At 62.7% G+C, this 26,399-nt stretch carries 24 protein-coding genes and 3 pseudogenes; 10 read left to right on the top strand and 17 right to left on the bottom strand.

Annotated elements, in window-relative coordinates; translation table 11 throughout:
* Window positions 1-33: 33 nt before the first annotated feature.
* Window positions 34-192 (top strand): annotated as a pseudogene (locus AC630_RS33970) (cupin domain-containing protein); the annotation flags it as partial.
* 116 nt (window positions 193-308) lie between these two features.
* Here the strand turns inward: AC630_RS33970 and AC630_RS33965 are convergent.
* Window positions 309-1,325 (bottom strand): alpha/beta hydrolase, encoded by a 1,017-nt coding sequence (locus tag AC630_RS33965; RefSeq protein WP_074122800.1) that lies wholly within the window; start codon window positions 1,323-1,325, stop codon window positions 309-311.
* A 272-nt stretch (window positions 1,326-1,597) separates the two neighbouring features.
* On the opposite strand from AC630_RS33965, the gene AC630_RS33960 reads away from it, so the two are divergent.
* Window positions 1,598-2,098, top strand: a complete 501-nt coding sequence (locus AC630_RS33960) for a peptide deformylase (RefSeq protein WP_074122780.1) — start codon at window positions 1,598-1,600, stop codon at window positions 2,096-2,098.
* Window positions 2,099-2,189: 91 nt separating this feature from the next.
* Here the strand turns inward: AC630_RS33960 and AC630_RS33955 are convergent, their stop codons facing one another.
* The 6 genes from AC630_RS33955 to AC630_RS33930 form a co-directional block, all read right to left on the bottom strand.
* A complete protein-coding gene (locus tag AC630_RS33955; protein ID WP_143198520.1) occupies window positions 2,190-2,477 on the bottom strand; it encodes a hypothetical protein in 288 nt (95 codons plus the stop codon).
* A gap of 146 nt (window positions 2,478-2,623) precedes the next feature.
* On the bottom strand, window positions 2,624-2,986 hold the full coding sequence (locus AC630_RS33950) for an ArsR/SmtB family transcription factor (RefSeq protein ID WP_074122778.1): 363 nt from the start codon (window positions 2,984-2,986) through the stop codon (window positions 2,624-2,626).
* The gene (locus AC630_RS33945; RefSeq protein WP_074122777.1) at window positions 2,986-3,648 is read right to left on the bottom strand and encodes an SRPBCC family protein; all 663 of its coding nucleotides are present in this window, start codon (window positions 3,646-3,648) and stop codon (window positions 2,986-2,988) included. Before AC630_RS33945 ends, AC630_RS33950 begins: the two co-directional genes overlap by 1 nt.
* A 109-nt stretch (window positions 3,649-3,757) precedes the next feature.
* A complete protein-coding gene (locus AC630_RS33940) occupies window positions 3,758-4,639 on the bottom strand; it encodes an AraC family transcriptional regulator (protein ID WP_074122776.1) in 882 nt (293 codons plus the stop codon).
* A 223-nt stretch (window positions 4,640-4,862) separates the two neighbouring features.
* Complete coding sequence (locus AC630_RS33935) at window positions 4,863-5,591, bottom strand: class I SAM-dependent methyltransferase (protein WP_074122775.1); 729 nt, start codon at window positions 5,589-5,591, stop codon at window positions 4,863-4,865.
* A gap of 128 nt (window positions 5,592-5,719) precedes the next feature.
* A complete protein-coding gene (locus AC630_RS33930) occupies window positions 5,720-6,973 on the bottom strand; it encodes a serine hydrolase domain-containing protein (RefSeq protein WP_074122799.1) in 1,254 nt (417 codons plus the stop codon).
* Window positions 6,974-7,203: 230 nt separating this feature from the next.
* Between AC630_RS33930 and AC630_RS47405 the strand changes: the two genes are divergently transcribed.
* Window positions 7,204-8,031, top strand: coding sequence for a DUF3644 domain-containing protein (locus AC630_RS47405; protein ID WP_245330603.1), 828 nt, complete (start codon window positions 7,204-7,206; stop codon window positions 8,029-8,031).
* Entirely contained in the window at window positions 8,028-8,429 is a 402-nt protein-coding gene (locus AC630_RS47400) for a hypothetical protein (RefSeq protein WP_245330602.1), read from the top strand. Before AC630_RS47405 ends, AC630_RS47400 begins: the two co-directional genes overlap by 4 nt.
* A gap of 14 nt (window positions 8,430-8,443) precedes the next feature.
* On the opposite strand, the gene AC630_RS33920 is transcribed toward AC630_RS47400, so the two are convergent.
* The 4 genes from AC630_RS33920 to guaA form a co-directional block, all read right to left on the bottom strand.
* On the bottom strand, window positions 8,444-8,965 hold the full coding sequence (locus AC630_RS33920) for a hypothetical protein (protein ID WP_074122774.1): 522 nt from the start codon (window positions 8,963-8,965) through the stop codon (window positions 8,444-8,446).
* A 457-nt stretch (window positions 8,966-9,422) separates the two neighbouring features.
* Window positions 9,423-9,746 carry a c-type cytochrome gene (locus tag AC630_RS48495; protein WP_502691569.1) on the bottom strand — a complete coding sequence of 108 codons (324 nt, stop codon included), beginning with the start codon at window positions 9,744-9,746 and terminating at the stop codon, window positions 9,423-9,425.
* Window positions 9,747-9,874: 128 nt separating this feature from the next.
* Window positions 9,875-10,387, bottom strand: a complete 513-nt coding sequence (locus tag AC630_RS33910; protein ID WP_208867081.1) for a PIN domain-containing protein — start codon at window positions 10,385-10,387, stop codon at window positions 9,875-9,877.
* A 187-nt stretch (window positions 10,388-10,574) separates the two neighbouring features.
* Window positions 10,575-12,173: a glutamine-hydrolyzing GMP synthase gene (guaA, locus tag AC630_RS33900; protein WP_074122798.1), complete on the bottom strand. Its 1,599-nt coding sequence runs from the start codon at window positions 12,171-12,173 to the stop codon at window positions 10,575-10,577.
* Window positions 12,174-12,321: 148 nt separating this feature from the next.
* Between guaA and AC630_RS33895 the strand changes: the two genes are divergently transcribed.
* The 3 genes and pseudogenes from AC630_RS33895 to AC630_RS33885 all read left to right on the top strand — a co-directional run bounded on the left by AC630_RS33895 (window position 12,322) and on the right by AC630_RS33885 (window position 13,813).
* Window positions 12,322-12,693 (top strand): nuclear transport factor 2 family protein, encoded by a 372-nt coding sequence (locus tag AC630_RS33895; protein WP_074122772.1) that lies wholly within the window; start codon window positions 12,322-12,324, stop codon window positions 12,691-12,693.
* 317 nt (window positions 12,694-13,010) lie between these two features.
* Window positions 13,011-13,344 (top strand): annotated as a pseudogene (locus AC630_RS33890) (DHCW motif cupin fold protein).
* A 259-nt stretch (window positions 13,345-13,603) separates the two neighbouring features.
* Window positions 13,604-13,813, top strand: a complete 210-nt coding sequence (locus tag AC630_RS33885) for a cold-shock protein (RefSeq protein ID WP_008141931.1) — start codon at window positions 13,604-13,606, stop codon at window positions 13,811-13,813.
* 256 nt (window positions 13,814-14,069) lie between these two features.
* Here AC630_RS33885 and AC630_RS33880 read toward each other — a convergent pair whose 3' ends face one another.
* On the bottom strand, window positions 14,070-15,371 hold the full coding sequence (locus tag AC630_RS33880) for an RsmB/NOP family class I SAM-dependent RNA methyltransferase (RefSeq protein ID WP_074122771.1): 1,302 nt from the start codon (window positions 15,369-15,371) through the stop codon (window positions 14,070-14,072).
* A gap of 234 nt (window positions 15,372-15,605) precedes the next feature.
* Between AC630_RS33880 and AC630_RS33875 the strand changes: the two genes are divergently transcribed.
* Window positions 15,606-16,448, top strand: a complete 843-nt coding sequence (locus AC630_RS33875; RefSeq protein ID WP_074122770.1) for a metallophosphoesterase family protein — start codon at window positions 15,606-15,608, stop codon at window positions 16,446-16,448.
* A 110-nt stretch (window positions 16,449-16,558) separates the two neighbouring features.
* Here AC630_RS33875 and AC630_RS33870 read toward each other — a convergent pair whose 3' ends face one another.
* The 3 genes and pseudogenes from AC630_RS33870 to guaB all read right to left on the bottom strand — a co-directional run.
* Window positions 16,559-16,858 (bottom strand): hypothetical protein, encoded by a 300-nt coding sequence (locus tag AC630_RS33870; RefSeq protein ID WP_074122769.1) that lies wholly within the window; start codon window positions 16,856-16,858, stop codon window positions 16,559-16,561.
* A gap of 161 nt (window positions 16,859-17,019) precedes the next feature.
* Window positions 17,020-18,042: an NADPH-dependent curcumin/dihydrocurcumin reductase gene (gene curA / locus AC630_RS33865; protein WP_074122768.1), complete on the bottom strand. Its 1,023-nt coding sequence runs from the start codon at window positions 18,040-18,042 to the stop codon at window positions 17,020-17,022.
* 266 nt (window positions 18,043-18,308) lie between these two features.
* A pseudogene (gene guaB / locus AC630_RS33860) lies at window positions 18,309-19,796 on the bottom strand (IMP dehydrogenase); the annotation flags it as partial.
* A gap of 545 nt (window positions 19,797-20,341) precedes the next feature.
* On the opposite strand from guaB, the gene AC630_RS33855 reads away from it, so the two are divergent.
* Window positions 20,342-21,832 carry an MFS transporter gene (locus tag AC630_RS33855; protein ID WP_074122767.1) on the top strand — a complete coding sequence of 497 codons (1,491 nt, stop codon included), beginning with the start codon at window positions 20,342-20,344 and terminating at the stop codon, window positions 21,830-21,832.
* A gap of 146 nt (window positions 21,833-21,978) precedes the next feature.
* Here the strand turns inward: AC630_RS33855 and AC630_RS33850 are convergent, their stop codons facing one another.
* Window positions 21,979-22,665: an RlmE family RNA methyltransferase gene (locus AC630_RS33850; protein WP_074122766.1), complete on the bottom strand. Its 687-nt coding sequence runs from the start codon at window positions 22,663-22,665 to the stop codon at window positions 21,979-21,981.
* Between the two features lies 1 nt (window position 22,666).
* Window positions 22,667-23,746: a Ppx/GppA phosphatase family protein gene (locus tag AC630_RS33845; RefSeq protein ID WP_074122797.1), complete on the bottom strand. Its 1,080-nt coding sequence runs from the start codon at window positions 23,744-23,746 to the stop codon at window positions 22,667-22,669.
* 209 nt (window positions 23,747-23,955) lie between these two features.
* On the opposite strand from AC630_RS33845, the gene AC630_RS33840 reads away from it, so the two are divergent.
* Window positions 23,956-26,325 carry a xanthine dehydrogenase family protein molybdopterin-binding subunit gene (locus AC630_RS33840; RefSeq protein WP_074122796.1) on the top strand — a complete coding sequence of 790 codons (2,370 nt, stop codon included), beginning with the start codon at window positions 23,956-23,958 and terminating at the stop codon, window positions 26,323-26,325.
* Window positions 26,326-26,399: the final 74 nt, after the last annotated feature.

Genomic DNA, 26,399 nt, shown 5'->3' with positions numbered 1-26,399 from the left:
GCGCAGTGCCATCGACACGGTGAATTCCGGGAAATGCCAAAAATCGACATCGCTGCCGTCCCGGCCCGCAATGGTTCCGGCTTTCCTGCTCCGTTCAACGCCCCTTGCGCCGAGCGCATCCGCAAGCGGCTCGGCAATGCCGGCGGCTTGTCGGATTTCGGCGTCAACCTGATGCGCCTGCCGCCGGGCAACACGCCGGCGATCGCCTAGAGCCTTTTCCGTTCCGATGGCATCGGAACGGGGCTCTGGATTCTAGTTTTGACGCGTTTTCTTTACGCGAACCGGTATCCACTTCGCTCGAAAACGCTCTAATTGGCGAGGCCCTGCTTGTCGATCCAGTCATTGATCAGCCTGGCGATGTCGTCCGAGTTGCGGTCCATCATCATCATGTGGGTGTTGCCCTTGATCCCCATCTTGGGGAGCTCGAACGTATCGACCCTGCCGCCCGCCGCAGCGATCGCCTGCCCCCACTTGGTCGGATTGACCACGAGTTTCGACCAGACCGGCGCGCGATCGAGGAAATCGCCCCACACGATCAGATGCGGCACGCCCTTGAGTTTCGCGGCGTCGACCTTCGTAGGATCGGGCGCTCCTGATGGCTCGACGGTGATCAGCGCCTTGACCTTGTCCGGCGCGTTGAGCGCGGCGGTGAAACCGAAATTGCCGCCCTGGCTGTGGACCAGGACGATGCACGGGCACACCTTCTGCACCAGCGCGTCATAGGCTTTTTGCGTGGCAGCGTCATTCGTTGCCCAGCGCGGAATGCCCTGCTTGGCGAACTGGTCGAACGCCTCGATCGGAAACTGCTCGCCCTCGAACGCCTCGCGCTTGCCGCCGACCTCGTAGCTCGGCCCGATCCGGAACAGCTCCCACGCCTCCTTCTTCGGCCGGAAGAACGGCTCGCTCTTGAATATCTCCGGATAGCGCGCCCAGGAGGCGCGGCCGCGTTCGACCGCATCCGAGACGTAGACGTCATAGCCCGCATTCAGGAAGTACTGCTGCCAGCCCGGCTTGCCGTCGGGCTTGGTCTCCCACGTGACACCCGAAAGGCCGCCGCCGTGCCAGAGCAGCAGCGGCAATTTTGACTTCGGCGCTGCCTGCTTGACGAACTGGACGTACATTTGCTCGACCTCGAACTCGCCGTTCGGATCGACCTTGATCGGCGGGGCGCCAGGCGAGAACACGATCTCCTTCGAAGGAAGTCCGCTCAGCGTTTCGGTGTGTCCGCCGATGTGGAAGCTGCCGACCTCCTTGACGATGTAGTCGGCCGCGGCCGGCGTCGCCGCTGCGATGGTCGCGGCCAGTGCGATTGCGATTCCGCGCATGAAGTATTTCCTCCGCTCTCGACTCTTGTTGTTGGCGGCATTGTTATGCCACGCGCCGATGCAGCGCAAATTCGGAGTTGCTCGAACAAGAATGTCGAAAAGCCCCATGCACAGTAGCCGGCCCCTGCGGGATTAAGGACTTACGATGCCAGAGACTTGCGATGCCAAAGACTTGCGATATCAAGCCGCGATTTGACTCGTCGGGCAAAACACCGGCACCATGTCATCATCCCGCCAACGCGATCGCATCACGCGAAAGACGCCCACAGCTCATGACCGTTCGCCCTATTGTCCGGTACCCCGACCGCCGCCTCGCGATCCCGGCACGGCCCGTCACCGTGTTCGACGACGCACTGCGCGAGCTAGCGGCAGACCTGCTCGATACGATGCGCGCCGCGCCCGGCATCGGCATCACGGCGCCGCATATCGGCGTGCCCCTGCGCGTCGTCGTGCTCGAGCTCGACACCAGGGAGGGCGTGCAGACCTACGTCAATCCGGAGATCGAATGGGCGTCACCCGAGATGATCATGCACCGCGAAGGCAGCGTCTCGATGCCCGGCGTCAACGACGAGGTGCAGCGCCACGCGCGTGTGCGGATCAACTACTGGGATCTCTACGGCAACATGCGAATCGAGGAGTCGGACGGCTTGCGCGCCGTCTGCCACCAGCACGAGATCGACCAGCTCGACGGCATGTTCTGGATCCAGCGGCTGTCGCGGCTGAAGCGAGAGCGGCTGGTGAAGAAGTACGAGAAGATGTCGCGAAGTTCGTGAGGCCGGTTAGCGAAGCACCCGCCCGACTTCAAGCACCAGGGTACGGCGCGCGGCAGGCACCGAAGCGCGCGCCACTACACGCGCTCTTCGATCACCGCTTCATGCACGCCATCACATACGGACGTAGTCCGCCAGCCCCCGCATTATATTGATTGGACAACCCCATCTTTCGACCCTCTGCCTCGCAGCGCTGGAGCTTGGCGGCACCGGCGGGATTTTTCATGACACAATCGCGCCGTGCCTGCCCCTCCGGCAATTGTCGGCAGTCTTGTGCCAATGCTTGTGATTCGACGGAGCCCAGCAACAGGACGGACATTGCAATCATACGAAACAAATTTGCCTCCCAAAAAACAGCAACAAAATCGAACGTAAGCAACAATTCGGAACACGACACCAATCTCTGTCCCGACACAAGGCGGCCCAATCCGCGATGATCAGTCAATTGAACTGGAACGTGGCGACAACCGGATCATCGATCTCCAGCAAGTCGCGATCAAGCGGGCGCGCCACTTTGTCGCAATGCCCTCAGGCCCTCTTCCCGCTCCGTTTGGTCATTGGAGCGTTACGACGCTCTCGTTTGCCGCGCGCGATCTCCGTCGCCAGCGCGTCCAGCTTCGGCTCCCAGAAGGTCCTGAACTGACCGATCCACGCATCCACCGCGCGAAGCCCCGCGACATCGACCGAATAGAGTCGTCTTTGCGCCTCCGCGCGAACCGTTGCAAAGCCGCTCTCGCGCAGCACCTTGAGGTGCTGCGACACTGCGGCCTGCGTGATCCCGAACTCGGCCCCGATCGCCTCGACGACCTCACCAGACGCCATTTCTCCGGGCGAGAGCAGCTCGAGGATGCGACGGCGCACGGGATCGGCAAGGACCTCGAAGGCGTGCATCAGCTTCCTGTGCCCGGATGCGCGATGTCAGGCGGCATCTCGCCGCGATAGAAAGCGATGGTGCGGTCCGAGCGCTGCTTCGCCGTGTCAGGATCGACCCCGCTCGCGACGTGCGCCGCGCGCCAATGCTCGCCACTTGCCGTCATGAATTCCTTGCCCGCAGGAGAGCCCATCCATGCCTCAGCCGTCTCGTGGTCGACCGCTGCCCCTGTCGCAACATATCGCTCAAGTCCCGCAATGGCGAGGTCCCAACCGATCCCCACCGCGCCTGGACCGAACTGATTCCAATGATCCTCGATGATCGCGGTGTGCTCCAGCGTCAAACGCGCCTGGCTTCGTTCTGCTGTCAGCTTGACGTCGATCCAGCTCATCGCGCCGCCGAATTCCCACGTCGCTGCAAAATGGGTCCGCGGCGTACACGCCGTGATGGTGCCGCCCGCATTCCCCTTGAGCTGGTACCTTCCGCCGAGCTGGAGGTCTCCCTCGACCGGCAAGAACCAGCGCGGAATGCGTTGCTTGCTGGTCACCGCGTCCCAGAGATCGTCGACATCAGTGTCGTAAAGTCGCGTCAGCGTCACCGCGCTGGCAGCTTTCCCGTCTTTCTCAAAATTCTTCACCGAACGCGTAACAAGCCCCAGGACCCTGGCGACGTCGATCTCCATTGCGTTTCTCCTTGTCGTTGAGCGCAAGGACAAATATCGATCCACACTAATATAAGTCAAGTCTTATACACGTGCGATGATGTCGCGGGGCCCTGGAACTCCGAAGACGCTATTTCAGCGGCAGAAAGAGCTCCGCGACCGTCTCGTGCTCCGGCACCTCCGGAAAGAAGCTCAGCCGCTGGCAATAAATCGGGAAGTCGCGCGCTTCCTCGCCGCTGGCCGGAAGCCAGTCGCGATAAAGGTAGAGCGCGGCGGGCTCCAGATTGTCGGTGTAGCCGACGACGCGCAGCACGGCGCAGCGTCCGCCGGGGATCTCGCCGGCCTTGATCTCTTCGCCGTTCGCCTCAATCGGTTGGTCGGTCCCGACGCAAAGGTCCACGCTATAATCGGCAGGCGAGGAAGGACGCCGCTCGGAACGCCAGACATTGAAGGTCGGATTTGTCTTGGGGTGCAGGCCTGCGGCCTTGCGCCATGCGATGAACCGCTGGATGGTGGTACGAAGCGTCGCCGGGTCGCCCCGGTGCTCCATGATCGCCACCGGCCTCGTGGGCACATCGCGGATCGTCACGTCGTCACTGGTAAAGATTGTCTGCATGAGCTTGCTCCTCGCGTTGTCGAAAGGCCCGAAGGCCGCAAGCCACGGCTCCCAGTCGGGAGATTTCCGGAACGACGACGGCGATTGCCCGAATCGTTGCCGAAAGGCGCGGGCGAAGGCATCCGGTGCATCGTAACCGGCATCCATCGCGATGTCAGTGACGCCCAGGGCGTCCATATAGGCCAGCTGATGCGAAGCGCGCTTCATACGAGCAAGCTGGACATAGCGATGCACTGACAGCCCGAAGGTCGCCGTGAACTGCCGGTGGAAATGAAATTTCGAGAAGGCCGCAACACCGCTCAACGTTTCGAGGTCCAGATCATCGTCGAGATGCCGGTCGATATAGTCCAGCACTCGCCGCATCCGGGCCTGATAGTTTTGAAGCGCCGCCTTCATCGTCCCTCCTCCGTGGCAGCTTTAGTTAGTCGCGGATGGCCATGATTTGCTCGGCCGATCTTGCGGTTTGGCGTGGAAGGACGCGAGCACGCGGAACACGTAGGATGGGTAGAGCGAAGCGAAACCCATCGGGCTTTCTGAAGGAGCGAGGACGGGCTGCGCTTCGCTCCACCCATTCTACAAGCTACTCACGTTCAACACCATCAGACAGAAAGCCGATGTGCTACCGTTGTGAGGATATGAGAAGCATCATAGGCCTCTCAAGTTCTTCTTCCAAAGCTGGGTTGTTTCTGATCTGCTCCAGCGACGGCGCGAACTCTTCAACGGACTTGATTGTAAATCCGGCACGGATCAGCGCGTTGAGCGTCGTGCCAACAGTCCTGTGATACTTGACCACTCCCTTTACAAACCAGTCAGTCCGGCGCTCGCCCTCAACAGCGTAGCGGTTTACAGGCCAAGTCTTCCGGCCATCCTCATCTTCGAACCATCGCGGGTGGGCGGCCGCCATGAAAATCGGGTGCTCGATGGTAAAGACAAATTCGGCTCCGGGCACGAGCGACCGATGAACCATGTGAACGAGTCGCTGAAAGTCGTTGATATAATGGAATGTCAGGGCGCTGTAAGCGAGATCGAAAGCTGCTTCAGGCAACTCAAGCGTTTCGATATCTGCAGTTCGGTACGTGATTGCATTGTCACTTGTGATCTCTTGTGCGCGAGAGATCATGTTCTCGGACAGATCGATCCCGAGAACGGATGTCGCGCCTTGTTCGCGCATCCAGCGAGAAGCCCAACCGAAACCACAACCAAGGTCGACGATCCGTTTGTCGGCGAGCTCAGGAAGCAAAGCGCGTATCGCCTGCCATTCGGGAGCGCCGGAGAGGCCATGGACTTGCCTGGGAAGCTGGCTATAGCCGGAAAAGAAGTCGGGATTGTCGTAGATGTTTTGTGCCATGAGAACTCCATGAAACACGCTGGGACGAGGCACGGGTCAGGCAGAAAACCTCGTCCGCGTAGTGGCGAGTGTGGGGGGAGCGACGATGGGTTTCGCTTCGCTCTACCCATCCTGCAACGCAACCTGCCCTACCCGCCGGCCATCAATTCCTTCGCCAGCGCCATGTAGGCAGGCAGCGTCACGGGGTCGTTGGCGGCGTTGCCGGCGATCGGATGCGAGGCGTAGCGCGCGATCACCATCTCGGCCTTGGGATCGATATAGATGCCCTGGCCATGAACGCCGCGCGCCATGTAGGCGCCGTGCGCATTGTGCGTGACCCACCATTGATTGCGGTAGGAGGCCCCTGGCAGCGTGGTGTAGCCGGCCGGCTTGAATTTTTCGGGATCGCCGCCGCGCGCGATGTCCTCGACGACGGAGGAAGGCACGATCTGGCGGCCGTTGAAGCGGCCGTGGTTGCGCATGGTCTCGCCGAAGCGGGCGAGATCGCGAAGCGTGGTGGACAGGCCGCCACCGCCGCTCTCGGTGCCGATGCGATCGACGTGATAATGCGCATCCTCCTCCGCGCCCATGGGCGTCCAGATCCGCTCGGAGAGAAGCTCTGACAGCGTCATGCCGCTCGCGCGCCTGATGATCCAGGCCAGCACGTCGGAATTGACGGTCTTGTAGGCGAAGGCCTTGCCGTGCTCGCCCTGCTTCTTTTGCGCAACGAGGAAATCGAAAATCGTGGTCGCGCCTTCATAGCCCGGCGGGATCGGAGCCATGCCGTTCGCCCGCCGCAGCCCCCACACATCGGAATTCCTGTCGGTATAGACCTCGGTGTAGGCGAGCCCCGTGGTCATATCCATGACCTCGTGCACGCGCGCATCACCGAACGCGCTGGCCTTCAGTTCCGGCACATACTCCGCGATCGGCGCCTGCGGGTCGATCTTGCCCTCCGCGACCAAAATGCCGGCGAGCGTGCCGGTGAACGACTTCGTCACCGACATCCCGATATGCGGCTTGTGCGGCTTCAACGCGCCGAAATAGCGCTCGTAGATCAGCTTGCCCCGATGCAGCACGGCGATGCCGTCGGCATAGGTCTCCTCCAGCATCTTCGCGAACGTCATGGGCCGGCCGTCCATCGTGGTCGAAGCCACCGCGCCGATGTCGTGAACTTCCCGCGGCAGCGCCGACGCAGGCCCTGCCCCGCGCCAGACGTTCACGGTCGGCACGAGCTGGCGGATGTTGCTCCAGGCCCAGCGCAACTCGGGGAAGCTGCGGAACGAGCCGTTCTGGAAGGTGATGGTGCGGTCGGGAGCTGGAGGGAAACCGCGCATCCAGCCGAGGGTTTTGGGGTCGGTTTCGGTGGCGGTGGACTGCGTGGCAGTGGGCGCGACGGACATTATGGCGGGCTCCGGAGAGGCGAGGCGGATGTCGTAGCATGGGAGCGGTTGGCGGACATCCAGCGTTTGCGTGCCTTGCAGCTGCATAATGATCAGGACGGCCTCGATTCGCTTGGGGATCGGGCGATGCTTGGAGTTACGCAGCAAGATCGTCAACCGCACCGCAGCACAACTAGGAAATTCGGTGGGCACGAATTCTGGCGGCTAGACAACCACTTCAACTGCAATCAATGATTGCCAAGGCGACGCAGAAAATCCGACCTCACTTAAGCAAACATATGGCTAGGAATCCCAATAATAGGCTCGAACGAGGAGAAGTCGCCATCATCAAGGCGATGATGGCCACACCACCGAGAAAGACTGATCAGGACATTCTCGCTTACTTTACGCGCCCCACACGCTCGATCAATCACGCGCGAATCAAAGATATTCGCGACGAAAGGACTCACGCTGCAGTGGCGCCCGCCACGCCTGAGGAATTAACGGCCTTCCTTGAAGCGTGGCCGAATGTTGATAGCAGCGGGCTACATTTGGTTGGCGACGAGCTGTTGATCAAGGCGCGTGAAGCTATGCTTCATGCGGTACAGGGTTACAACAACCCCCGCGCCTACTTCAAATCGGAGATATTCATTGTTACTGCAGTGATTGCATGGACATATCTGATGCACGCACATTTTAAGCGCCATAGCGTGGACTATCGCTATCGCGATCGGCGAACTGGTGATGTTTTGAAAACGCGCCATGGCGCGGATAAGCACTGGGAGCTCGAAGCCTGCCTTGGCGATGCAAACTGCCCGCTGGACGCCGCAACCAAAGCCAACCTTAAGTTCCTTATCGAGATCCGTCACGAAATCGAACATCAGATGACGCGGCGCATCGACGACTTCATAAGCGCAAAGCTGCAAGCAACGTGTCTAAATTTCAACGCTGCGCTCAAGTCGATGTTCGGAGCGGAGTATGGCCTGGATCGCGAACTTGGCGTTGCACTTCAATTCGCGGGGATAGCCAAAACGCAGCGCGACCAATTGCTCAAAGATACCGACTTACCCCACATTTGATCGCCGCGCATACGGACTTTGAGAATGGCCTCTCGGAAGAAATCATCCGAGACCCAAAATACGCCTTCCGGGTCGCGTACGTCGAGCGATTGGTCAACTCAAAAGGAAAAGCTGATCAGGTAATCGAGTTCATTAGACCTGACTCGGCAGAGGGTCAGGAAATTGCCCGCGTTCTTATCAAAGAGGCAGAGCGGAAAAAGTACAAACCGAAAGACATTATAGAAGTGATGCAGCGTGAGGGATATCGTCGCTTCAATCACCATGCCCATCAACTTCTATGGAAGGCAGCGGATGGAAAAAACCCAATTCACGAGTTCGGTGTCGAACTGCGGCCTGGTGACTGGTGGTGGTACGATAAATGGCTACAGCACGTTCGATCGAAGCTAGCGGCGGAATAAAATCTAATCACGCCTCAGGACTCGAATAGACTCTTCTTTCCAATCCGCTCCAGTTCGTTCGCAAACCAATCGCGATAAGCGGGGCTAGCATCAGCGAGCTCATCTGCCAAATCGATCTCCGTGACCGCGAAATCCTTCGGTATCGAAAAGCGGAGCTCGGCTCGCAGCAAACGTCCCACGACGTAGTCATAACTAACGCTGTGATCCTCGTGATACTCAATTGCATAGATACCGAAGCGCTTCTCTATGAGAGGATCGATATTCGTGTAGATGAATTCGAGTGACAATTCCCCGAAACGCTTGATCTGGGGAACGCAAAAATGCTGAATTGCGTTTCTCGCCTTTCTCAGCCGCTCGTAGCAATCCGGATTCGGCAGCCGAACGCCTGTCGTTGCCCAAAGAATTTGCGGAAGCTTTTCGAAATCGTGCGTTCGCCCCTTCTGCAGGAGGCTCTGCAAATCGAGCGCCTCGGAGTGGTTATCGTCGAGGCTGAAGATGTCTTTAAAGATTAGTAGCGGATGCTCCTTGGCGATCATTGCCTTTAGGAAGAGCTCCCCCCGCGTGAGCCGCGTTGAGCACCGACATGACGTCCCAGTGCTCGTTACCAGGGTCCATGTACACGGCATGAGTATTAGCTTGTGAGAGCGCCGCAATCGCCAACCGCAGTATCCGATCAGGAATTTGGCGGAGCTCTTGATTCATCTCTGCAAAGCTCACCCCGCAACCGCCCCTACTCCCACTCGATTATAGATTGTCAAAACTATTGCATTAAATTCAAATGGTTATGGTGCCGCAATCCTGCGATGCCATGAAACATACCATGTGTGTAGACCCACCCTGAGCCAGCCTGCCTCATAACCTTCTAGCCAGCAGAATCCAACTCCCAGCGGCGGCGCTCGCCAGCACCCGCAGCCATCGCGACACACGGGTGCTCCTCGACTAGCTAAGTAGGGGTCAGTTCCGGAAGGGACGGAATCGTACGTTAGCGCATGATCATTTAGTTTTTGAGATTACGCCAGTCATATACTCGTTTAGATCGCGAAAGTCCTTAACTGTCCATGTGAATGCGGGCAGTTTTACACCGTTTTCCCGCAATGTTTTCGGAATCAAATCTCCGTTTGGACGGAGTATTACGGATGACACAATGACGCCTGGGTAATCGAGCAAGCGCTTCTTGAACTCTGTCGTTGTAAGATCGGGCGTTGGAGGGAGGCTTTTATTAGCCAATGGCCCTGTGCCTTTAATATCCGTTCCATGGCACATAGCACATCTCTTCAAAAAGATCTTCTCTCCGTTGCCGCTATCCGCAAAGGACATAGACGGCATTGAAAGTATTATTGCCAGCGCAACAGTGAAATTTACTCTAGCTCTCATTGCGCGCTGTGCTCCCACTGGTCCAGATTGGTAAAATAGCATGGCCGATAGATTTCGATCATTGCGAAGGCTCACGTTGAAGAATTTGAGCTGGCAGTCCGACGGCCGAGCGTTCGGTGGATACTGTCGCTGATTGGCACAGGCTCCGTGGTGGTGAACAGCTTCTCAATCAGGCCCACAGCCTCGTTCACCGCCTCACCACCAGTGGCGATGCGGTGGTCAATCTCGTTTAGCTGCTTGAGCGTCGCTTCTCGCCCTTCCTCGGGAGCGAACTGCACGATTGCCTCTCTAACCCGCTTGAAGTGGCTTGAAAAACTGGCTCTGCTCGCCGCCATCACTCGATCTCGGTTCCGGGCAAATTCATCAATGATGATCTGCGGCAGGATCAGCGCAACCTCGTTTGCTTCCGTCATTGTCGACAAAGCGTCTAGCAGTGGGAGTTGGCGTGGGTCCTTTGTAAGATCAAGCCACACCGATGTATCGATCAATAGTTTCAAGGTCATAGTCGGCATCGGCGAGAAATCAGGGCAATCTTGCAGCGCCTTGGCGCTGCCGGAGGTTGTCTGCCCAAGTAGCGAGAGCATCAATCTCGGCTGACAGTGCGTCTGGCCTTGGCAGCGGACGGTTCAAAGCAGGGGCTGCGCTATGCAGCAGCTCCGAGCAGCGCCCGAACGCGTCCCGCATGGCCTCGCAGTCGGCAATAGTGATCGCGGTCAGTTTGACCAGGTGTTCTTTGGTGCCTCTAGGTGCCGGCCAGTGCCAGACGCCAAATCATTCCCACTCAATCGTCCCAGGCGGCTTGCTGGTCACGTCGTACACCACCCGGTTCACGCCCTTCACCTCGTTGATGATGCGCGTGGCGGTCTCGCCCAAAAACTTCATGTCGAACTGGTAGAAGTCCGCGGTCATGCCGTCGGTTGAGGTGACGGCGCGGAGGCCCACGACGTAGTCGTAGGTGCGGCCGTCGCCCATCACGCCGACGGTCTTGACGGGGAGCAGCACGGCAAACGCCTGCCAGATGTCGTCGTAGAGGCCGTGCTTGCGGATCTGGTCGATGTAGACGGCATCGGCCTGGCGCAGGATGTCGAGCTTGTCGCGGGTGATGTCGCCGGGGCAGCGGATGGCGAGGCCCGGGCCCGGGAACGGGTGGCGGCCGACGAAGATTTCGGGCAGGCCGAGCTCGCGGCCGAGCTTGCGCACCTCGTCCTTGAACAGCTCGCGCAGGGGCTCGACGAGCTTCATGTTCATGCGCTCAGGCAAACCGCCGACATTGTGGTGCGACTTGATTGTCACCGAGGGGCCGCCGGTGAAGGAGACGCTCTCGATCACGTCGGGGTAGAGCGTGCCCTGCGCGAGGAAGTCGGCGCCGCCGATCTTCTTGGCTTCCTGCTCGAACACCTCGATGAAGAGGCGGCCGATGGTCTTGCGCTTCGTTTCGGGGTCGGTGACGCCTTCGAGCTCGCCGAGGAACTGCTTCGAGGCATCCACGTGCACGAGCGGGATGTTGTAGTGGTGGCGGAACAGGTCGACCACGGTCTTGGCTTCGTCGAGGCGGAGCAGGCCATGATCGACGAAGACGCAGGTGAGCTGGTCGCCGATGGCTTCGTGGATCAACACGGCCGCAACGGCTGAATCGACGCCGCCGGAGAGGCCGCAGATCACCTTGCCCTTGCCGACCTGCTGGCGGATCTTCTGGATCTCCTCCTCGCGGAAGGCGCGCATGGTCCAGTCGCCGGACAGGCCCGCGATCTTGCGCACGAAGTTGCGGATGAGCTTTGCGCCGTCCACCGTGTGCACCACCTCGGGGTGGAACTGCATCGCGTAGAATTTGCGCTTGTCGTCGGCGATGACGGAGATCGGCGAGCCAGCCGCTTTCGCCACGCCGCGGAAGCCTTCGGGCAGCTTCGTCACGCGGTCGCCATGGCTCATCCAGACGTCGTAGCGGCCGCCCTTCTGCCAGACGCCCTCGAACAGCGCGCAGTCGTCGGTGACCTCGATGGTGGCGCGACCGAACTCGCGGTGATGGCCGGCCTCGACGGTGCCGCCGAGCTGCTGCGCCATGGTCTGCTCGCCATAGCAGATGCCGAGCACCGGCACGCCGGCGGTGAGGATCGGCAGCGGCACGGCCGGCGCGTTGTCGTCGAGCACGGAGGCGGGTCCGCCAGAGAGGATCACCGCCTTCGGCTTCATCTGCCTGAAGGCCGTGTCGGCCTTGTTGAACGGGACGATCTCGCAATAGACGCCGTCCTCGCGCACGCGACGCGCAATGAGCTGCGTCACCTGGCTGCCGAAGTCGACGATGAGAATCTTGTCGTGCGCCGAGGCCACGGAGGGCGTCGACGCGGAGCGGTCGTTCTGTGCTGCTGTCATGGCAAGCAGATACGCGACGGCGCGACTGCCCGCAACCGCGCGTGCGCGCGCGCCCACATTCTTCTTGGGCATGGACAAATAGATATAGGTCAGTATTATTGACCTAATTCGCCCCACTCATCAGGCGGGGCCAATCAGGGAGAACGTCATGCCACAGCATCATCAACCATCCGAACTCGCCGCGCTCGGCCGGACCTGGGTCGAGGCCTGGAATTCGCGCGACCTCGAGCGCGTGCTCACGCTCTACGACGAGGCCGCGGAGATGACCTCGGACCGCATCCCCGCGATGGGGTTCGACCCCAGCGGCACCGTGCGCGGCAAGGACGCTTTGCGTGCCTATTGGGGCAAGGCGCTCGGGCTGCTGCCGGACCTGCATTTCACGCTGATCGATGTGTTCGTCAGCCCGGATAGCCTGGTCGTGTTCTACGAGAACGAGCGGGGCAAGCGGATCTGCGAATATCTGCGCGTCAATGCGGCGGGGCTGATCGTGCAGGGCTCGGCGAACCATTTGCCGCACTGATGTTTGCCGCATTGGACGGCGCAGCCTCACCCACCACCGTCATTCCCCGCGAAGGCGGGGAATCCAGTACGCCGCGGCCTCTCAATAAACTACGGACGTCTCGGAGTACTGGATCGCCCGGTCAAGCCGGGCGATGACAGCGAGAGTGAGGCGCGAGCGCGCCTCATACTCGTCATTGCGAGCGCAGCGAAGCAATCCATACTGCCTCGGCGGAAAGATTCTGGATTGCTTCGCTGCGCTCGCAATGACGGAGTATGTTGCCAGAGCGTACGCGAAAGCAACGCCAAGCGACGCCAAGTGCATCCAGGACCACCGCCATGAAACTCCCGACCTCGCCTTTCACCGTCACCGACTGGAGCAAGGTCACCCCGACCACGCATCCCGGCGAGACCGGTCAGGCGCTGTGGCGGACGCTGAACATCGGCGATCTCCGGGTGCGGATGGTCGAGTATTCGCCGGGCTATCTCGCCGACCACTGGTGCGATCGCGGCCACGTGCTCTACGTGCTCAAAGGGGAGCTCGACACCGAGCTGCGCGACGGGCGGACATTCAAGCTGATGCCGGGGATGAGCTACCAGGTCTCGGATTTCGGCGATGCCGCGCACCGGTCCTCGACAGTGACGGGGGGCGACGCTGTTCATCGTCGATTGAAGCGCGCGGGGCGGTTAATTTGCACCGCAAAATAGAAACTTTTCGCGGCATCCCGACCCACGGGTGGTGCCTTGAAGAAGCCCCAATAACTCGCTAGATTGTGATCATCGATATTGGCCGAACGACTGGGCCGCTTCGCTTCGTTGCTGACGGGCGCGCACGCTTCAGATGATTTCCCCAACCATCGACTGATCAGGATCAAGGGCGCAATGGTGCGTACCGGTCCGCGTGCGTACCTTCTCTAACAAAGGAAATTCCCATGGCTATGGGCACCGTGAAGTGGTTCAACACCCAAAAGGGTTATGGTTTCATCCAGCCAGACGACGGCCAAAAGGACGTGTTCGTGCACATCAGCGCGGTCGAGCGCGCCGGCCTCTCTTCCCTCAACGAGGGCCAGAAGGTCTCGTTCGACATCGTCGCCGACCGTCGCAGCGGCAAGTCCTCGGCTGACAATCTCCGCGTCGGCTAACAGGCCGGCGCACGGCGCTCTGACCACGGACGTACCGGCAGAGCGCAACTGATACAGGCCCCGCGACCGGGATTCGGTCCGCGGGGCTTTTGTTTTGGGGACCTATAGTTGTCATTCCGGGGCTCGCGACTTGTCCGCCGAAGCTCGAAGAGCGAAGGCGGAAGCGAGATCCCGGAATCCATGGAGCAGCAGAAAACGCCGCGCGATGGATTCCGGGCTCGCCCTGCGGGCGCCCCGGAATGACGAAGGCGCGAGGTCAGCCTGCCTTCTTCAGCACCGAGACGAAGAATCCGTCCGTGCCCGTCCGCCGCGGCGTCATCAGCCAGCCTTCTGCCGATTGCAGCGCGGCTTCGGCGAAGGCCTCCGCCTTGTCCCAGAGCACGCTGGCCGTCTGCTCGGGCGGCTGCACCGTAAACTCGGGATGGCGCTCCACGAACGCCCTCACCTGCTCGCCGTTCTCCTCCGCCAGCACCGAGCAGGTGATGTAGGCGATGCGGCCACCTAGCTTCACCAGCGGCACGGCGCGCTCCAGCACCTCGGCCTGGTCGCGCAGCCGGATCTCCAGCGCGCCCGGCCGCATACGCCACTTGGCGTCGGGGTTGCGGCGCCAGGTTCCGGTTCCCGTGCAGGGCGCGTCGATCACGACGAGGTCGGCCGAAGCGCGGATGTCGGCAAGCGGATCGGCATCGCCCTTGGGCGTGCGGACATCGGCATTGTGGACGCCGGCGCGCGACAGCCGCTCGTGGATGGGCGCAAGCTGGCGCTTGTCGCGGTCGGTCGCGATCAGCCTCCCCTTGCCCTGCATCAGCGCGGCGAGCGCCAGCGTCTTGCCGCCGGCTCCGGCACAGAGGTCGATCACCTGCTCGCCGGGTTTGGCCGCGGTGAAGCTGGCCGCGAGCTGTGATCCCTCATCCTGCACTTCAATCGCGCCCTTGATGAAATCCTCTTCGGCCTGGATGCCGGGATTGCGCGCATCGGCCGAAAGCTCGATGCGCAGGCCCGTTGCCGACCACGGCGCCGGTTTCGCGTGAAGATGAGCAAGCGCGCGCAGCACCTTGTCGCGATTGGATTTTAGCGTGTTGACGCGCAGGTCCAGCGGGGCCCGGCTTGCCATCGCGGCGGCCTCGGCGGCGCGGTCCTCGCCGAACACCTTTGCCAGATGCGGATCGAGCCATTCGGGGTAGTCGCCGGCGACGGCTGCGGGAGCGTCCTTCAGCGAGCGCGAAGCGAGCGCGGCCTGCTCGGCCTCCGTCAGCGGCGCCGGCGCAAAGCGGCTGCCGTCGAACATCGCGGCCATGGTCGCCGTGTCCATGTCGCGCTCGAGGCGCAGCATGCCGATCAGCCGCGCCCGCGCGGTATCGGCGTCCATCAGGAAGGCGCTCGAGGCATAGCGGCGCAGCACGTCCCAGACGAGGCCGGCAATGGCGGCGCGGTCGCCGGAGCCGGCGAAGCGGTGCGCGGTGCCCCATTCCTTCAGCGCCTTGGCCGCAGGCACGCGGTCCTTCTCGATGGTGTCGATCAGTTCGATGGCTGCGGACAGCCGGGCAGCGGGAGTCATTTGAATCTTTCAGATCAGGATTGGCGAGCGAGCGCCCACAGCAAGCGTCCATTAGCCGTCACCGTTGCCCCTGACAATCAGCCAGTTCAACCGGCGTTCCAAATGGAGCGACCAACTGCCGACAGTTAAAGCGATTTTCCGCCCCCTTTCGGGTCGCAAGGCGAGCCAGACACGATTCGCTACCGCGTGTTGTGATGTCATTGTTCCGACGCCTGGCCGGGCTATGATCAGCACATGTCCGAATTTCGCCTGACGCAGATTTCCGACACCCATCTTGGCCAGCGTTTCCCCGGCCTGATCGCGAATTTCCACCGCATCAGCGAGCATATCGACGCCGGCAGGCCCGATCTCGTCGTCAACACCGGCGACGTCTCGTTCGACGGGCCGACCAGCCGCGACGACGTCGCATTCGCCAGGCGCCTGCATGACGCCCTGCCCGTCGCCTGCCGCTACCTGCCGGGCAATCACGACATCGGCGACAATCCGACCGCGATCGGGCCGCCGCCCAAGCCGCCGGTTGCGGAAACGCACCGCCAGCAATTCTGCGACATCGTCGGCGAAGATCATTGGTCGTTCGAGGCCGCGGGCTGGCGCTTCATCGGCCTCAACTCGCTGGTGATGAATTCAGGGCTCGCCTTCGAGGCCGAGCAGTTCGACTGGCTGTCCCAGGAGATTTCGCGCACGAACGGCCGGCCGGTCGCACTGTTCCTGCACAAGCCGGTGTTTCTCAACCTGCCCGACGCCCCCGAGACGCTGGAGACCTCGATCCGCTACGTGCCGCAGCCGGCACGGGCTCGGCTGATCGAGATGTTTGCTTCAGTCGATCTGCGCCTCATCGCCAGCGGGCACGTGCATCAACGGCGCGATTTCACCTATCGTCACACAAGGCACGTCTGGGCGCCGTCGGCCGGCTTCAAGATCAACGACGCACGCCAGGACCGGATCGGGACCAAGGAAGTCGGCCTCGTCGAATATCGCTTCCGGCCCGACAGCTTTGAGGTTCGCCACGTCCGCGCAGCGGGCCAGGTCGATGTCGATATCGAGGAGCTTCTCGCCCAGATGGGCGGCGGGCACTAGAGCCATTTCCGTTCCGATGGAATCGGAACGGGCTCTAGATTCTCGTTTTGCCGCGTTTTCTTTACGCGAACCGGTATCCACTTCGCTCGAAAACGCTCTAACGGAGCTGCTCAGGCGACGCTTTTCAGATCCTGCTGGATCGCGGCGAGCAAGGACTGCAGCGCCTCGCTGGTCACCGGTCTGGCCACCGTGTCATTGGCAAGCGGATCACTGGCGACCTGGGCAGCTATGACCGGACGTTTCGGAAATGGCGGCGGAGGCGTCGGCATTGCTGACGGTGCAAATTCCCCGTCGTCTTCGCTATGGACGAACTTGCCGTGGATCACGTCGTCGTGGCGGCCCATGACGTACATCGCCGCCCAATACCCGGCGGCCAGAAGAATTACGCAGAAAATACCAATCTCTAACATCGCAACACCTAAAATATGCGCGATGATTCAATGCCTTCGCCCAGACGTCAATGAACCGACGGTCACACCTGCGGGTTTTACGAGCAGGTGTGGCCGATCGGTGACGCTTTCTTAACCATCGACGCCGGGACTGTGGCGGCGATGCAACTAGAGCCCCAGCTCTAGGCCTTGTCCGGCCCCACCCGCACCAGCTGCTTGCCGAAATTGGCGCCCTTCAGGAGCCCCATGAACGCGCCGGGCGCGCTTTCCAGGCCCTCGGTGACGAACTCCTTGTATTTCACCTTGCCGTCGCGGACCCAGGCCGACATGTCGCGCAGGAAGTCGCCATGACGGGAGGCAAAGTCGGAGACGATGAAGCCGCGGAAGGTCAGCCGCTTGGTCAGCGTCGCCCGCATCATGGACGCCGCCCATTTCGGCGGCTTGGCCTCGGTGTCGTTGTAGTGGGCGATCAGGCCGCAAACCGGAACGCGCGCGAATGGATTGAGCAGCGGGAAGACCGCCTCGAACACGGCGCCGCCGACATTCTCGAAATAGACGTCGATGCCCTTCGGACAGGCGAACTTCAGCTTTGCCGCGAGATCGGTTTCGCGATGATCGAGACACTCGTCGAAGCCGAGCTCTTTCACCACGTAGTCGCACTTGTCCTTGCCGCCGGCGATGCCGACTGCTCGTGCCCCCTTGATCTTCGCGATCTGGCCGACGGCCGAGCCAACGGCACCGGAGGCTCCGGCGACGACGACGGTCTCGCCGGCCTGCGGCTTGCCGATGTCGAGCAGGCCCGTATAGGCGGTCATGCCGGGCATGCCGAGCACGCCGATCGACGTCGAGATCGGCCCGAGCTTCGGATCGACCTTGATCAGGCCCTTGCCGTTGGAGATGGCGTGCGTCTGCCAGCCCGAACGGATGCGCACGATGTCGCCCTTGGCGAAGTCCGGATTGTTGGAGGCTGCGACCTCGCTGACCGCCTCGCCTTCCATCACGCCGCCGATCGGTACCGGTGCGGCGTAGGACGGACCCTCGCTCATGCGCCCGCGCATATAGGGATCGAGCGAAAGCCAGATCGTGCGCAGCAGGACTTCACCCGCCGCAGGCGTCGGGACTGCGAATTCCTCAATGCGGAAATCGGACGGCTTGGGCTCGCCGACGGGACGTGCGGCGAGAACGATGCGTTTGCCTTGGGACATGATGGCTTCCTCCGGATTGTCTTTCGCCGCGAACGGAAGCGGAGGGAGCGAAGCGCGTCAATACAAAAGCGGCGGAGTGCGCTGTCGTGATGGCAGCGCCACTCTCGTGCCCCGGACGCAGCGCAGCGCTCCTTCAGCGGTGCGCTGCAGAGCCGGGGCCCATCTTTCTGCTTGGTCGCATGTGGCTATCTGGGTCCCGGCTCTGCGCAGCAGCGCAAGGGCGCTGCGGCGCGTCCGGGACACGAAAGCCGAGCGAGGACTAACCCCCCGCCCGGATAGTTCGGCGCCTCGCGCGTGATGGTGACGTCGTGGACGTGGCTTTCGCGCAAGCCCGCGCCGGTGATGCGGACGAACTGCGCCTTCTCATGCAGGTCCTTCATGTCGCGTGCGCCGACATAGCCCATCGCGGCGCGCAAGCCGCCGGCGAGCTGGTGCATGACGTTGCCGACGGGGCCCTTGTAGGGCACCTGGCCCTCGATGCCCTCAGGCACGAGCTTGAGCGAGTCCTTGATGTCCTGCTGGAAGTAGCGGTCGGCCGAGCCGCGCGCCATCGCGCCGACCGAGCCCATGCCGCGATAGGCCTTGTAGGAACGGCCCTGCCACAAAAACACTTCGCCTGGAGTCTCGTCGGTACCCGCAAGCAGCGAGCCGACCATGGCGATGTCGGCGCCGGCGGCGAGCGCCTTGGCGAGGTCGCCGGAGAACTTGATGCCGCCGTCGGCGATGACGGGGATGTCCGACTTCTTCGCCGCTTCCACCGCATCCATGATCGCGGTGAGCTGCGGCACGCCGACGCCGGCGACGATGCGCGTGGTGCAGATCGAGCCCGGGCCGATGCCGACCTTGATGCAGTCCGCCCCTGCATCGATCAACGCCTGCGCGCCATCGGAGGTCGCAACGTTGCCGGCGACAACCTGCACCGAGTTGGAGAGACGCTTGATGCGGTTCACGGCGTGAAGCACGTGACGGGAGTGGCCGTGCGCGGTGTCGACCACGACGAGATCGACGCCGGCATCGATCAGGCGCTCGGTGCGCTCGAAGCCGGTGTCGCCGACGGTGGTCGCGGCGGCAACGCGCAGGCGGCCCTGCGCGTCCTTGCAGGCGAGCGGATGGGCGACCGCCTTCTCCATGTCCTTCACGGTGATCAGGCCGACGCAGCGATACTGGTCATCTACGACCAGCAGCTTCTCGATGCGGTGCTTGTGCAGCATCCGCCTGGCTTCATCCTGGCTGACATTCTCGCGCACCGTGACGAGGTTTTCGTGCGTCATCAGCTCGGAGATTTTCTGCTGGCGGTCGGTGGCAAAGCGCACGTCGCGGTTGGTGAGGATGCCGACCAGCTTGCCCGGCGTGGACTTGCCCGCGCCGGTGACGACGGGAATGCCGGAGATGCCGTGATCGCTCATCAGCTTGAGCGCGTCGTCGAGCGTGGCCTCGGGGCTGATGGTGAGCGGGTTCACCACCATACCCGACTCGTACCGCTTGACCTGCCGCACCTGGGCGGCCTGCCCTTCGGGATCGAAATTGCGGTGGATGACGCCGAGACCGCCGGCCTGCGCCATGGCGATCGCCATGCGGGCCTCGGTGACCGTGTCCATGGCGGAGGCCATGATCGGGATGTTGAGCGGAATGGCGCGGGTGACGCGGGAGCGGATGTCGACTTCGCCCGGCATGACGTCCGACAGGCCCGGCTTCAACAGCACGTCGTCGAACGTAAGGGCTTCGCGAATGCCTTGAAGTTGCACCGTGGCCATATGCCAACTCCTTCCTGCGGCCCTGCCGCAAATAGCTATGGATGAGCGCCGCCCTCGGCGTACCTTGCGGCATCGCCGGAGAATCGGAGCCCATCGGTGGGGTTGACGCGGGTCGATAGCACGGCCGGATGACGAATCAAAGCAATTCGGACCGCTGGCCAGCCATGCACAGGCATTTTTAAGTAAATTCAGCGTGGATAGCCCATGCGCACCGTCATTCCGGGGCGCGACGTAGTCGCGAGCCCGGAATCCATCCCGCAGCGGTCTCTGCCGCCCAATGGATTCCGGGCTCGCGCCGAGTGGCGCGCCCCGGAATGACGAACGAGCCAGAGGCCCTGCCCCCCTCAGCCTCGCGGCAGCGCGGCAAGCAGGCAGATCACCGCGGGGTCTCCAGCAGCGAGCGCAACCGCTCTGGGATCACCTTGGGGGTCACACCGTTGTTACGCAGGATTTAGGTGCTATGCGTTGATCCGCGATGGTCCCGGCTCGGCGGCGATGATAAGCCGCAATTCGCCCTCGCTTCTGATTTCCATTACCAATCTGTCATGGTCGACAAGCAACGCATCATTCCGCTGATCGTGGCCACGGCTCTCTTCATGGAGAACATGGACTCGACGGTGATCGCCACCTCGCTCCCGGCGATCGCGGCCGACATCGGCACCAGCCCGCTGACGCTGAAGCTCGCGATCACCTCCTATCTGCTCTCGCTCGCGGTGTTCATCCCGGCGAGCGGCTGGACCGCGGACCGCTTCGGCGCCCGCATGGTGTTCGCGATCGCGGTCGGCGTGTTCATGGTGGGCTCGGTCGGCTGCGCGCTTTCGACCTCGGTGACCGACTTCGTGTTCGCGCGCATCCTCCAGGGCATGGGCGGGGCGATGATGACGCCGGTCGGGCGTCTCGTGCTCTTGCGCTCGGTCGACAAGAGCGCGCTGGTCAATGCGATGGCCTGGGTGACGATCCCTGCCCTCATTGGCCCCGTGATCGGGCCGCCACTCGGCGGCTTCATCACGACCTACGCGTCGTGGCACTGGATCTTCCTGATCAACATCCCGATCGGGCTGCTCGGCATCTTCATGGCGCTGCGCTTCATCGATCCCATCAAGAGCGAGACGCAGGAGCCGTTCGATCTCTACGGCATGGTGCTCGCGGGCGTCGGTCTCGCCGGCATCGCGTTCGGTCTCTCCGTCGCCGGGCTCAACCTCCTGCCATGGAGCACGGTCGCGGCGCTCGTCGTCGGCGGGGCGATCTCGATGACGCTGTATGTCCTGCACGCCCGGCGGACAGGATCGCCGGTGCTGGATTTCGCGCTGCTGAACCTGCCGACGCTGCGCGCGGCCGTTTTGGGCGGCTTCATGTTCCGGCTCGGCATCGGCGCGCTGCCCTTCCTGCTCCCGCTCCTGATGCAGATCGGCTTCGGGCTGACGCCGTTCCATTCGGGCCTGGTGACCTTCGCCTCCTCGCTCGGCGCCATGGGCATGAAGACGTTGGCGGCGCGCATCATCCGCGCCTTCGGCTTCCGCAACCTGATGACGGTGAACGCGATCATCAGCGCCTTCTTCCTCGGCGTCTGCGCGCTGTTCACGGTGTCGACGCCGCTGCTCATCATCATGGTCATCCTTGTGGTCGGCGGCTTCTTCCGTTCGCTCGAGTTCACCGCGATCAACACGGTGGCCTATGCCGACGTCGAGACCGCACAGATGAGCCGCGCCACCACGCTCGTCAGCGTCAACCAGCAGCTTGCGGTCTCGGCTGGCGTCGCCGTCGGCGCCGCTTCCGTTGAGACGACGATGTGGCTGAGCCATGTCAGCGAGCTCAACGCCACCGTGTTTGCCCCCGCCTTCGTCGTGGTCGCGCTGACCTCGGCGGCCTCGAGCTGGTTCTTCTGGCAGATGCCTGCCGATGCCGGCCACGAAATATCCGGCCGGAAGGCGACGGAAATCGCGAGCCGCAAGGGTGCAGCGAAGAGCGCGGCGACCGCCGCCGTCAAGACGGCGACGGAAGATACGCAGGACGTGCGGGATCAGCGGCTGGGGTGAACCTTCCGTGATTCCGGGGCGATGCGCAGCATCGAGCTATGATGCGCAATTGCGCATCTGAGAATCCATTGTGCCGCAGGGAACGCTGGGAGAAATGGATTCCGGGCTCGCCTCTTCGAGGCGCCCCGGAATGACGGAATTTGTGGCTATGTTTTCGCCCCGCCCCGAAAGCCCGTCGCCAGCACGTAGCGCTCGGAGGAATCCTGCCGGCTCGCGGCGGGCTTGACGTGACGCACCGTTGCAAAATCGCGCTTGAGCTGGGCGAGCAGCTCGGCGTCGGCGCCGCTCTGGAACGTTTTTGCCAGGAACGTGCCGCCGGGCTTGAGCACATCGCACGCAAACGCGGCCGCGGTTTCGACCAGGCCGACGATGCGGAGCTGGTCGGTCTTGCGGTGGCCGGTGGTGTTGGCGGCCATGTCGGACATCACGACGTCGGCGCCGCCGCCCAGCATCGCTGTTAGCTTGTCCGGCGCATCGTTGTCCATGAAATCGAGCTGCGCGAAATCGACGCCGGGGATGTCAGGCATTTCCAACAGGTCGATTGCGACAACTTTGCCCTTGCCTTCCGTGGAGCCGACGCGCTTGGCGGCGATCTGGCTCCAGCCGCCGGGTGCCGCGCCGAGGTCGACCACGGCCATGCCTGGTTTCAGCAGCCGGAACTTGTCGTCGATCTCCAGAAGCTTGAACGCCGCGCGCGAACGATAGCCCGCCGCCTTGGCTTTCGCGACATAGGGATCGTTGAGCTGGCGCTCCAGCCAGAGCTTTGACGACAATTTGCGCTTGCCGCCGGTCTTGACCTGGACGTGCAAGCGGCCGGTGTTGTCCTTGGTCATCTCACCAGCTCCTGAGCGCGCCGTCTTCGCGCATCATCTCGACCAGCATGCCTTCGCGCAAGCCCCGGTCGGCGACGCGCAGGCGCGGCAGCGGGAAAGCACGGCGGATTGCATCGAGGATGGCGCAGCCGGCCAGCACGAGATCGGCACGCTCGACGCTGATGCAATTGTTGCCGGCGCGCTCTTGGTAGCTCATGCCGAGCAGTCTGTTGATGGTCGCGGTGATGTCGGCATCGTTCATCCAGATGCTGTCGATGCGGCGGCGATCGTAGCGCACGAGATTGAGATGGATGCCGGCGAGCGTCGTCACCGTGCCGGAGGTGCCGAGCAGATGCATGTCCGTGAGATCGCGGCCGTGCTGTTCGGCGAACGGCGCGACGTGGCTGGCGACCTCCTGCTCCATCGCCGCGTAGATGTCCGGCGTCACGTCGCGGCCGCCGAACTGCTCGGCGAGCGTGACCACACCGTACGGGATCGACATCCAGGCTTTTATGCGCGGCTCCGGATCTTGCCCTGTCGCATCGCGTTCGATCCGCACCAGCTCGGTCGAGCCGCCGCCGATGTCGAACAGGATCGCGCCGCGCCCCCTCGGGTCGACCAGCGGTGAACAGCCGAGCACGGCGAGCGAGGCCTCGGTCTCGCGGTCGATCACCTCGAGCTCGATGCCGGTCTCGGCCGCGACGCGGCTGCGGAAACCTTCCGCATTCGAGGCCGCGCGGCAGGCTTCGGTCGCGATCAGCCGCAACCGCTTGGCCTTGCGCAAATTGATCTTGTCGCGGCAGATGCTGAGAGCCGCGATGGCGCGTTCGATCGCGGCTTCGCTGATGCACCCGGTTGCCGAGACGCCCTCGCCGAGCCGGATGATGCGCGAGAAGGAATCGACCACGCGAAAGCCATCGCTGGTCGGACAGGCGATCAGGAGCCTGCAATTGTTGGTGCCGAGGTCGAGCGCCGCATAGACGCCGGTTCCCGGCGCTTGCGCGCCGACGGCCGGTTCGGAGGCCAACGCCACCGCCGCCATCGACCCATTCAGCTCACCGTGCGGCGCATGGCCGTCGCGGAGCCGCGTGTGGTCATTCATACAAACTGTCTTTCCGCGGCCGGTCGGGCCGGTCAGGAATTGCTTTTTCGCCTGAAACATTAGCAGCGCGGCGGGCCTGCGCAACAAGGCATCACATGGGACCATGCCCATTCGTGCGTTGTCGTGAACGGGGTGGTGGGTTATCTGAACAGGGCCCGGTCCTCCGCTGCCGCGAAAATGCGCAAATGCCGGCTTTTCAGGTCATTTCCATGCAAGAACACACCAAATCGTCCACGCTCGAAAACGCTATCGCACTGCAAAAATACGGCGTCGGGCAACCGGTCCGCCGCAAGGAGGACGACACGCTGGTGCGCGGCAAGGGCCGCTATACCGACGATTTCAACCTGTCCGGCCAGGCCTACGCCGTGATCGTTCGCTCGACCCACGCCCATGGCGTCATCCGCGGCATCGGCACCGAGGCCGCCAAGGCGATGCCGGGCGTGCTGGGGGTGTGGACCGGCACCGACATCGATGCCGCCGGCTATGGCCCCTTCACCTGCGGTCTGCCGCTGAAGAGCCGCGACGGCTCGCCCCTGCTCCAGACCAACCGCCAGCCGCTGGCGACCGACAAGGTCCGCTTCGTGGGCGATCCCGTCGCCTTCGTGGTGGCCGAGACCTTGGCGCAGGCGCGCGATGCGGCCGAGGCCGTCGAGCTCGACATCGACCCGCTGCCGTCGGTGACGGACCCCGAGGAAGCCGCCAAGTCCGGCGCCCCGCTTCTCTACGACCACATCCCGAACAACGTCGCGCTCGACTACCATTACGGCGACATGGAGAAGGTGAACGCGGCCTTTGCCAGCGCTGCCCATGTCACCAAGGTCGACATCGAGAACACCCGCGTCGCCGTGGTCTCGATGGAGCCGCGCGCCGGCCTTGCCTCCTACGACAAGACAAGCGAGCGCTACACCCTCCAGGTGCCGACGCAGGGCGTCGCGGGCAACCGCGCCAACCTCGCCAAGAATCTGAAGGTGCCGAACGAGAAGGTGCGCGTCCTTACCGCCAATGTCGGCGGCTCCTTCGGCATGAAGAGCGTCAACTATCCCGAGTACATGTGCATCCTGTACGCGGCCAAGGCGCTGGGCCGCCCGGTGAAATGGCTGGACGAGCGCTCGACCAGCTTCCTCTCCGACAGCCACGGCCGCGCGCAGAAGATCCATGCCGAGCTGGCGCTCGACGCAGAGGGACATTTCCTCGCGGCGAAGCTTTCCGGCTACGGCAATCTCGGCGCCTACATCACCGGCGTCGCGCCGGGGCCGCTCTCGCTCAACACCGGCAAGAACTTCTCCAGCGTCTATCGCACGCCGCTGATGGCCGTCGACATCAAGACGGTGTTGACCAACACCACGCTGATGGGCGCCTATCGCGGCGCCGGCCGGCCCGAGGCGAACTACTACATGGAGCGGCTGATCGACCGCGCCGCCGACGAGATGGGCATCAACCGTCTGACCATACGCAAGCGCAACTTCATCAAGCCGAACCAGATGCCCTTCCCGGCCTCCTCCGGCGTCACCTATGACAGCGGCGACTTCCAGGCGGTGTTCAACAAGGCGCTCGAAGTCTCCGACCATGAGAATTTCGCCAAGCGCAAGAAGGAAAGCAAGAAGGTCGGCAAGCTGCGCGGCATCGCGGTCGGCTCCTATCTCGAAGTCACCGCGCCGCCGAGCGTCGAGCTCGGCAAGATCGTGTTCGATCCCGATGGCAGCGTGCAGCTCATCACCGGTACGCTCGACTACGGCCAGGGCCATGCCACGCCGTTCGCACAGGTACTGTGCGCGCAGCTTGGCGTGCCCTTCGACAGCGTGAAGCTCGTGCAAGGCGACAGCGACATCGTCCACACCGGCAGCGGCACCGGCGGTTCGCGCTCGATCACCGCGAGCGGCATGGCGATTGTGCAGGCGTCAAAACTCGTCATCGAGAAGGGCAAGCGCGCCGCGGCGCATATGCTGGAAGCGTCCGAAGCAGACATCGAATTCGCCGACGGCAGCTTCACCATCGCCGGCACCGACCGCAGCATCGACATCATGGAGCTGGCCAAGCGCGTGCATGACGGCAAGATGCCGGAGGGCGTCCCTGACAGCCTCGACGTCGACCATACCAGCGATCCGGTGCCGTCGGCCTTTCCGAATGGCTGCCACGTCGCCGAAGTCGAGATCGATCCCGATACCGGCGTGGTGCAGATCGTGCGCTACAGCGCGGTGAACGATTTCGGCACGGTGATCAACCCGATGCTGGTCGCGGGCCAGCTTCATGGCGGCGTCGTCCAGGGCATTGGACAAGCGCTGATGGAGCAGATCCGCTACGACGAGAGCGGCCAGCCGATCACGGGTTCGCTGATGGATTACGCATTGCCGCGCGCCGAGGACGTCCCGTTCATGACGGTCGGCGATCATCCGGTGCCGGCCACGACCAATCCGCTCGGCAGCAAGGGCTGCGGCGAAGCCGGCTGCGCCGGCAGCCTGTCGACGGTGGTGAACGCGGTGCTCGATGCGCTGTCAGACTATAGCATCAAGCACATCGACATGCCGCTGACACCGGAGCGCGTCTGGCGGGCGATCCAGGAGGCGAAGGGAACGGCGTAAGGCTCGCGCTCTTTCCGCCGTTATGGCCCGGCCTGCCCCGGCCATCCACGCCGAGGGACGCTCGCTGTCTCTCC

The sequence above is a fragment of the Bradyrhizobium sp. AS23.2 genome, from assembly GCF_001908185.1.
Taxonomy (GTDB): domain Bacteria; phylum Pseudomonadota; class Alphaproteobacteria; order Rhizobiales; family Xanthobacteraceae; genus Bradyrhizobium.
Note: the sequence above shows the minus strand (reverse complement) of the source record. Positions and strands in the feature narration are given on the sequence as shown.

Excerpts from the sequence above, each read along its gene's own strand:
- AC630_RS33965 (WP_074122800.1), bottom strand. The coding sequence starts at position 1,325 with ATGCGCGGAATCGCAATCGCACTGGCCGCGACCATCGCAGCGGCGACG.
- AC630_RS33960 (WP_074122780.1), top strand. The coding sequence starts at position 1,598 with ATGACCGTTCGCCCTATTGTCCGGTACCCCGACCGCCGCCTCGCGATC.
- AC630_RS33950 (WP_074122778.1), bottom strand. The coding sequence starts at position 2,986 with ATGCACGCCTTCGAGGTCCTTGCCGATCCCGTGCGCCGTCGCATCCTC.
- AC630_RS33945 (WP_074122777.1), bottom strand. The coding sequence starts at position 3,648 with ATGGAGATCGACGTCGCCAGGGTCCTGGGGCTTGTTACGCGTTCGGTG.
- AC630_RS33940 (WP_074122776.1), bottom strand. The coding sequence starts at position 4,639 with ATGAAGGCGGCGCTTCAAAACTATCAGGCCCGGATGCGGCGAGTGCTG.
- AC630_RS33935 (WP_074122775.1), bottom strand. The coding sequence starts at position 5,591 with ATGGCACAAAACATCTACGACAATCCCGACTTCTTTTCCGGCTATAGC.
- AC630_RS33930 (WP_074122799.1), bottom strand. The coding sequence starts at position 6,973 with ATGTCCGTCGCGCCCACTGCCACGCAGTCCACCGCCACCGAAACCGAC.
- AC630_RS47405 (WP_245330603.1), top strand. The coding sequence starts at position 7,204 with ATGATTGCCAAGGCGACGCAGAAAATCCGACCTCACTTAAGCAAACAT.
- AC630_RS33920 (WP_074122774.1), bottom strand. The coding sequence starts at position 8,965 with ATGATCGCCAAGGAGCATCCGCTACTAATCTTTAAAGACATCTTCAGC.
- AC630_RS48495 (WP_502691569.1), bottom strand. The coding sequence starts at position 9,746 with ATGTCCTTTGCGGATAGCGGCAACGGAGAGAAGATCTTTTTGAAGAGA.
- AC630_RS33910 (WP_208867081.1), bottom strand. The coding sequence starts at position 10,387 with ATGCTCTCGCTACTTGGGCAGACAACCTCCGGCAGCGCCAAGGCGCTG.
- guaA (WP_074122798.1), bottom strand. The coding sequence starts at position 12,173 with ATGACAGCAGCACAGAACGACCGCTCCGCGTCGACGCCCTCCGTGGCC.
- AC630_RS33895 (WP_074122772.1), top strand. The coding sequence starts at position 12,322 with ATGCCACAGCATCATCAACCATCCGAACTCGCCGCGCTCGGCCGGACC.
- AC630_RS33885 (WP_008141931.1), top strand. The coding sequence starts at position 13,604 with ATGGCTATGGGCACCGTGAAGTGGTTCAACACCCAAAAGGGTTATGGT.
- AC630_RS33880 (WP_074122771.1), bottom strand. The coding sequence starts at position 15,371 with ATGACTCCCGCTGCCCGGCTGTCCGCAGCCATCGAACTGATCGACACC.
- AC630_RS33875 (WP_074122770.1), top strand. The coding sequence starts at position 15,606 with ATGTCCGAATTTCGCCTGACGCAGATTTCCGACACCCATCTTGGCCAG.
- AC630_RS33870 (WP_074122769.1), bottom strand. The coding sequence starts at position 16,858 with ATGTTAGAGATTGGTATTTTCTGCGTAATTCTTCTGGCCGCCGGGTAT.
- curA (WP_074122768.1), bottom strand. The coding sequence starts at position 18,042 with ATGTCCCAAGGCAAACGCATCGTTCTCGCCGCACGTCCCGTCGGCGAG.
- AC630_RS33855 (WP_074122767.1), top strand. The coding sequence starts at position 20,342 with ATGGTCGACAAGCAACGCATCATTCCGCTGATCGTGGCCACGGCTCTC.
- AC630_RS33850 (WP_074122766.1), bottom strand. The coding sequence starts at position 22,665 with ATGACCAAGGACAACACCGGCCGCTTGCACGTCCAGGTCAAGACCGGC.
- AC630_RS33845 (WP_074122797.1), bottom strand. The coding sequence starts at position 23,746 with ATGAATGACCACACGCGGCTCCGCGACGGCCATGCGCCGCACGGTGAG.
- AC630_RS33840 (WP_074122796.1), top strand. The coding sequence starts at position 23,956 with ATGCAAGAACACACCAAATCGTCCACGCTCGAAAACGCTATCGCACTG.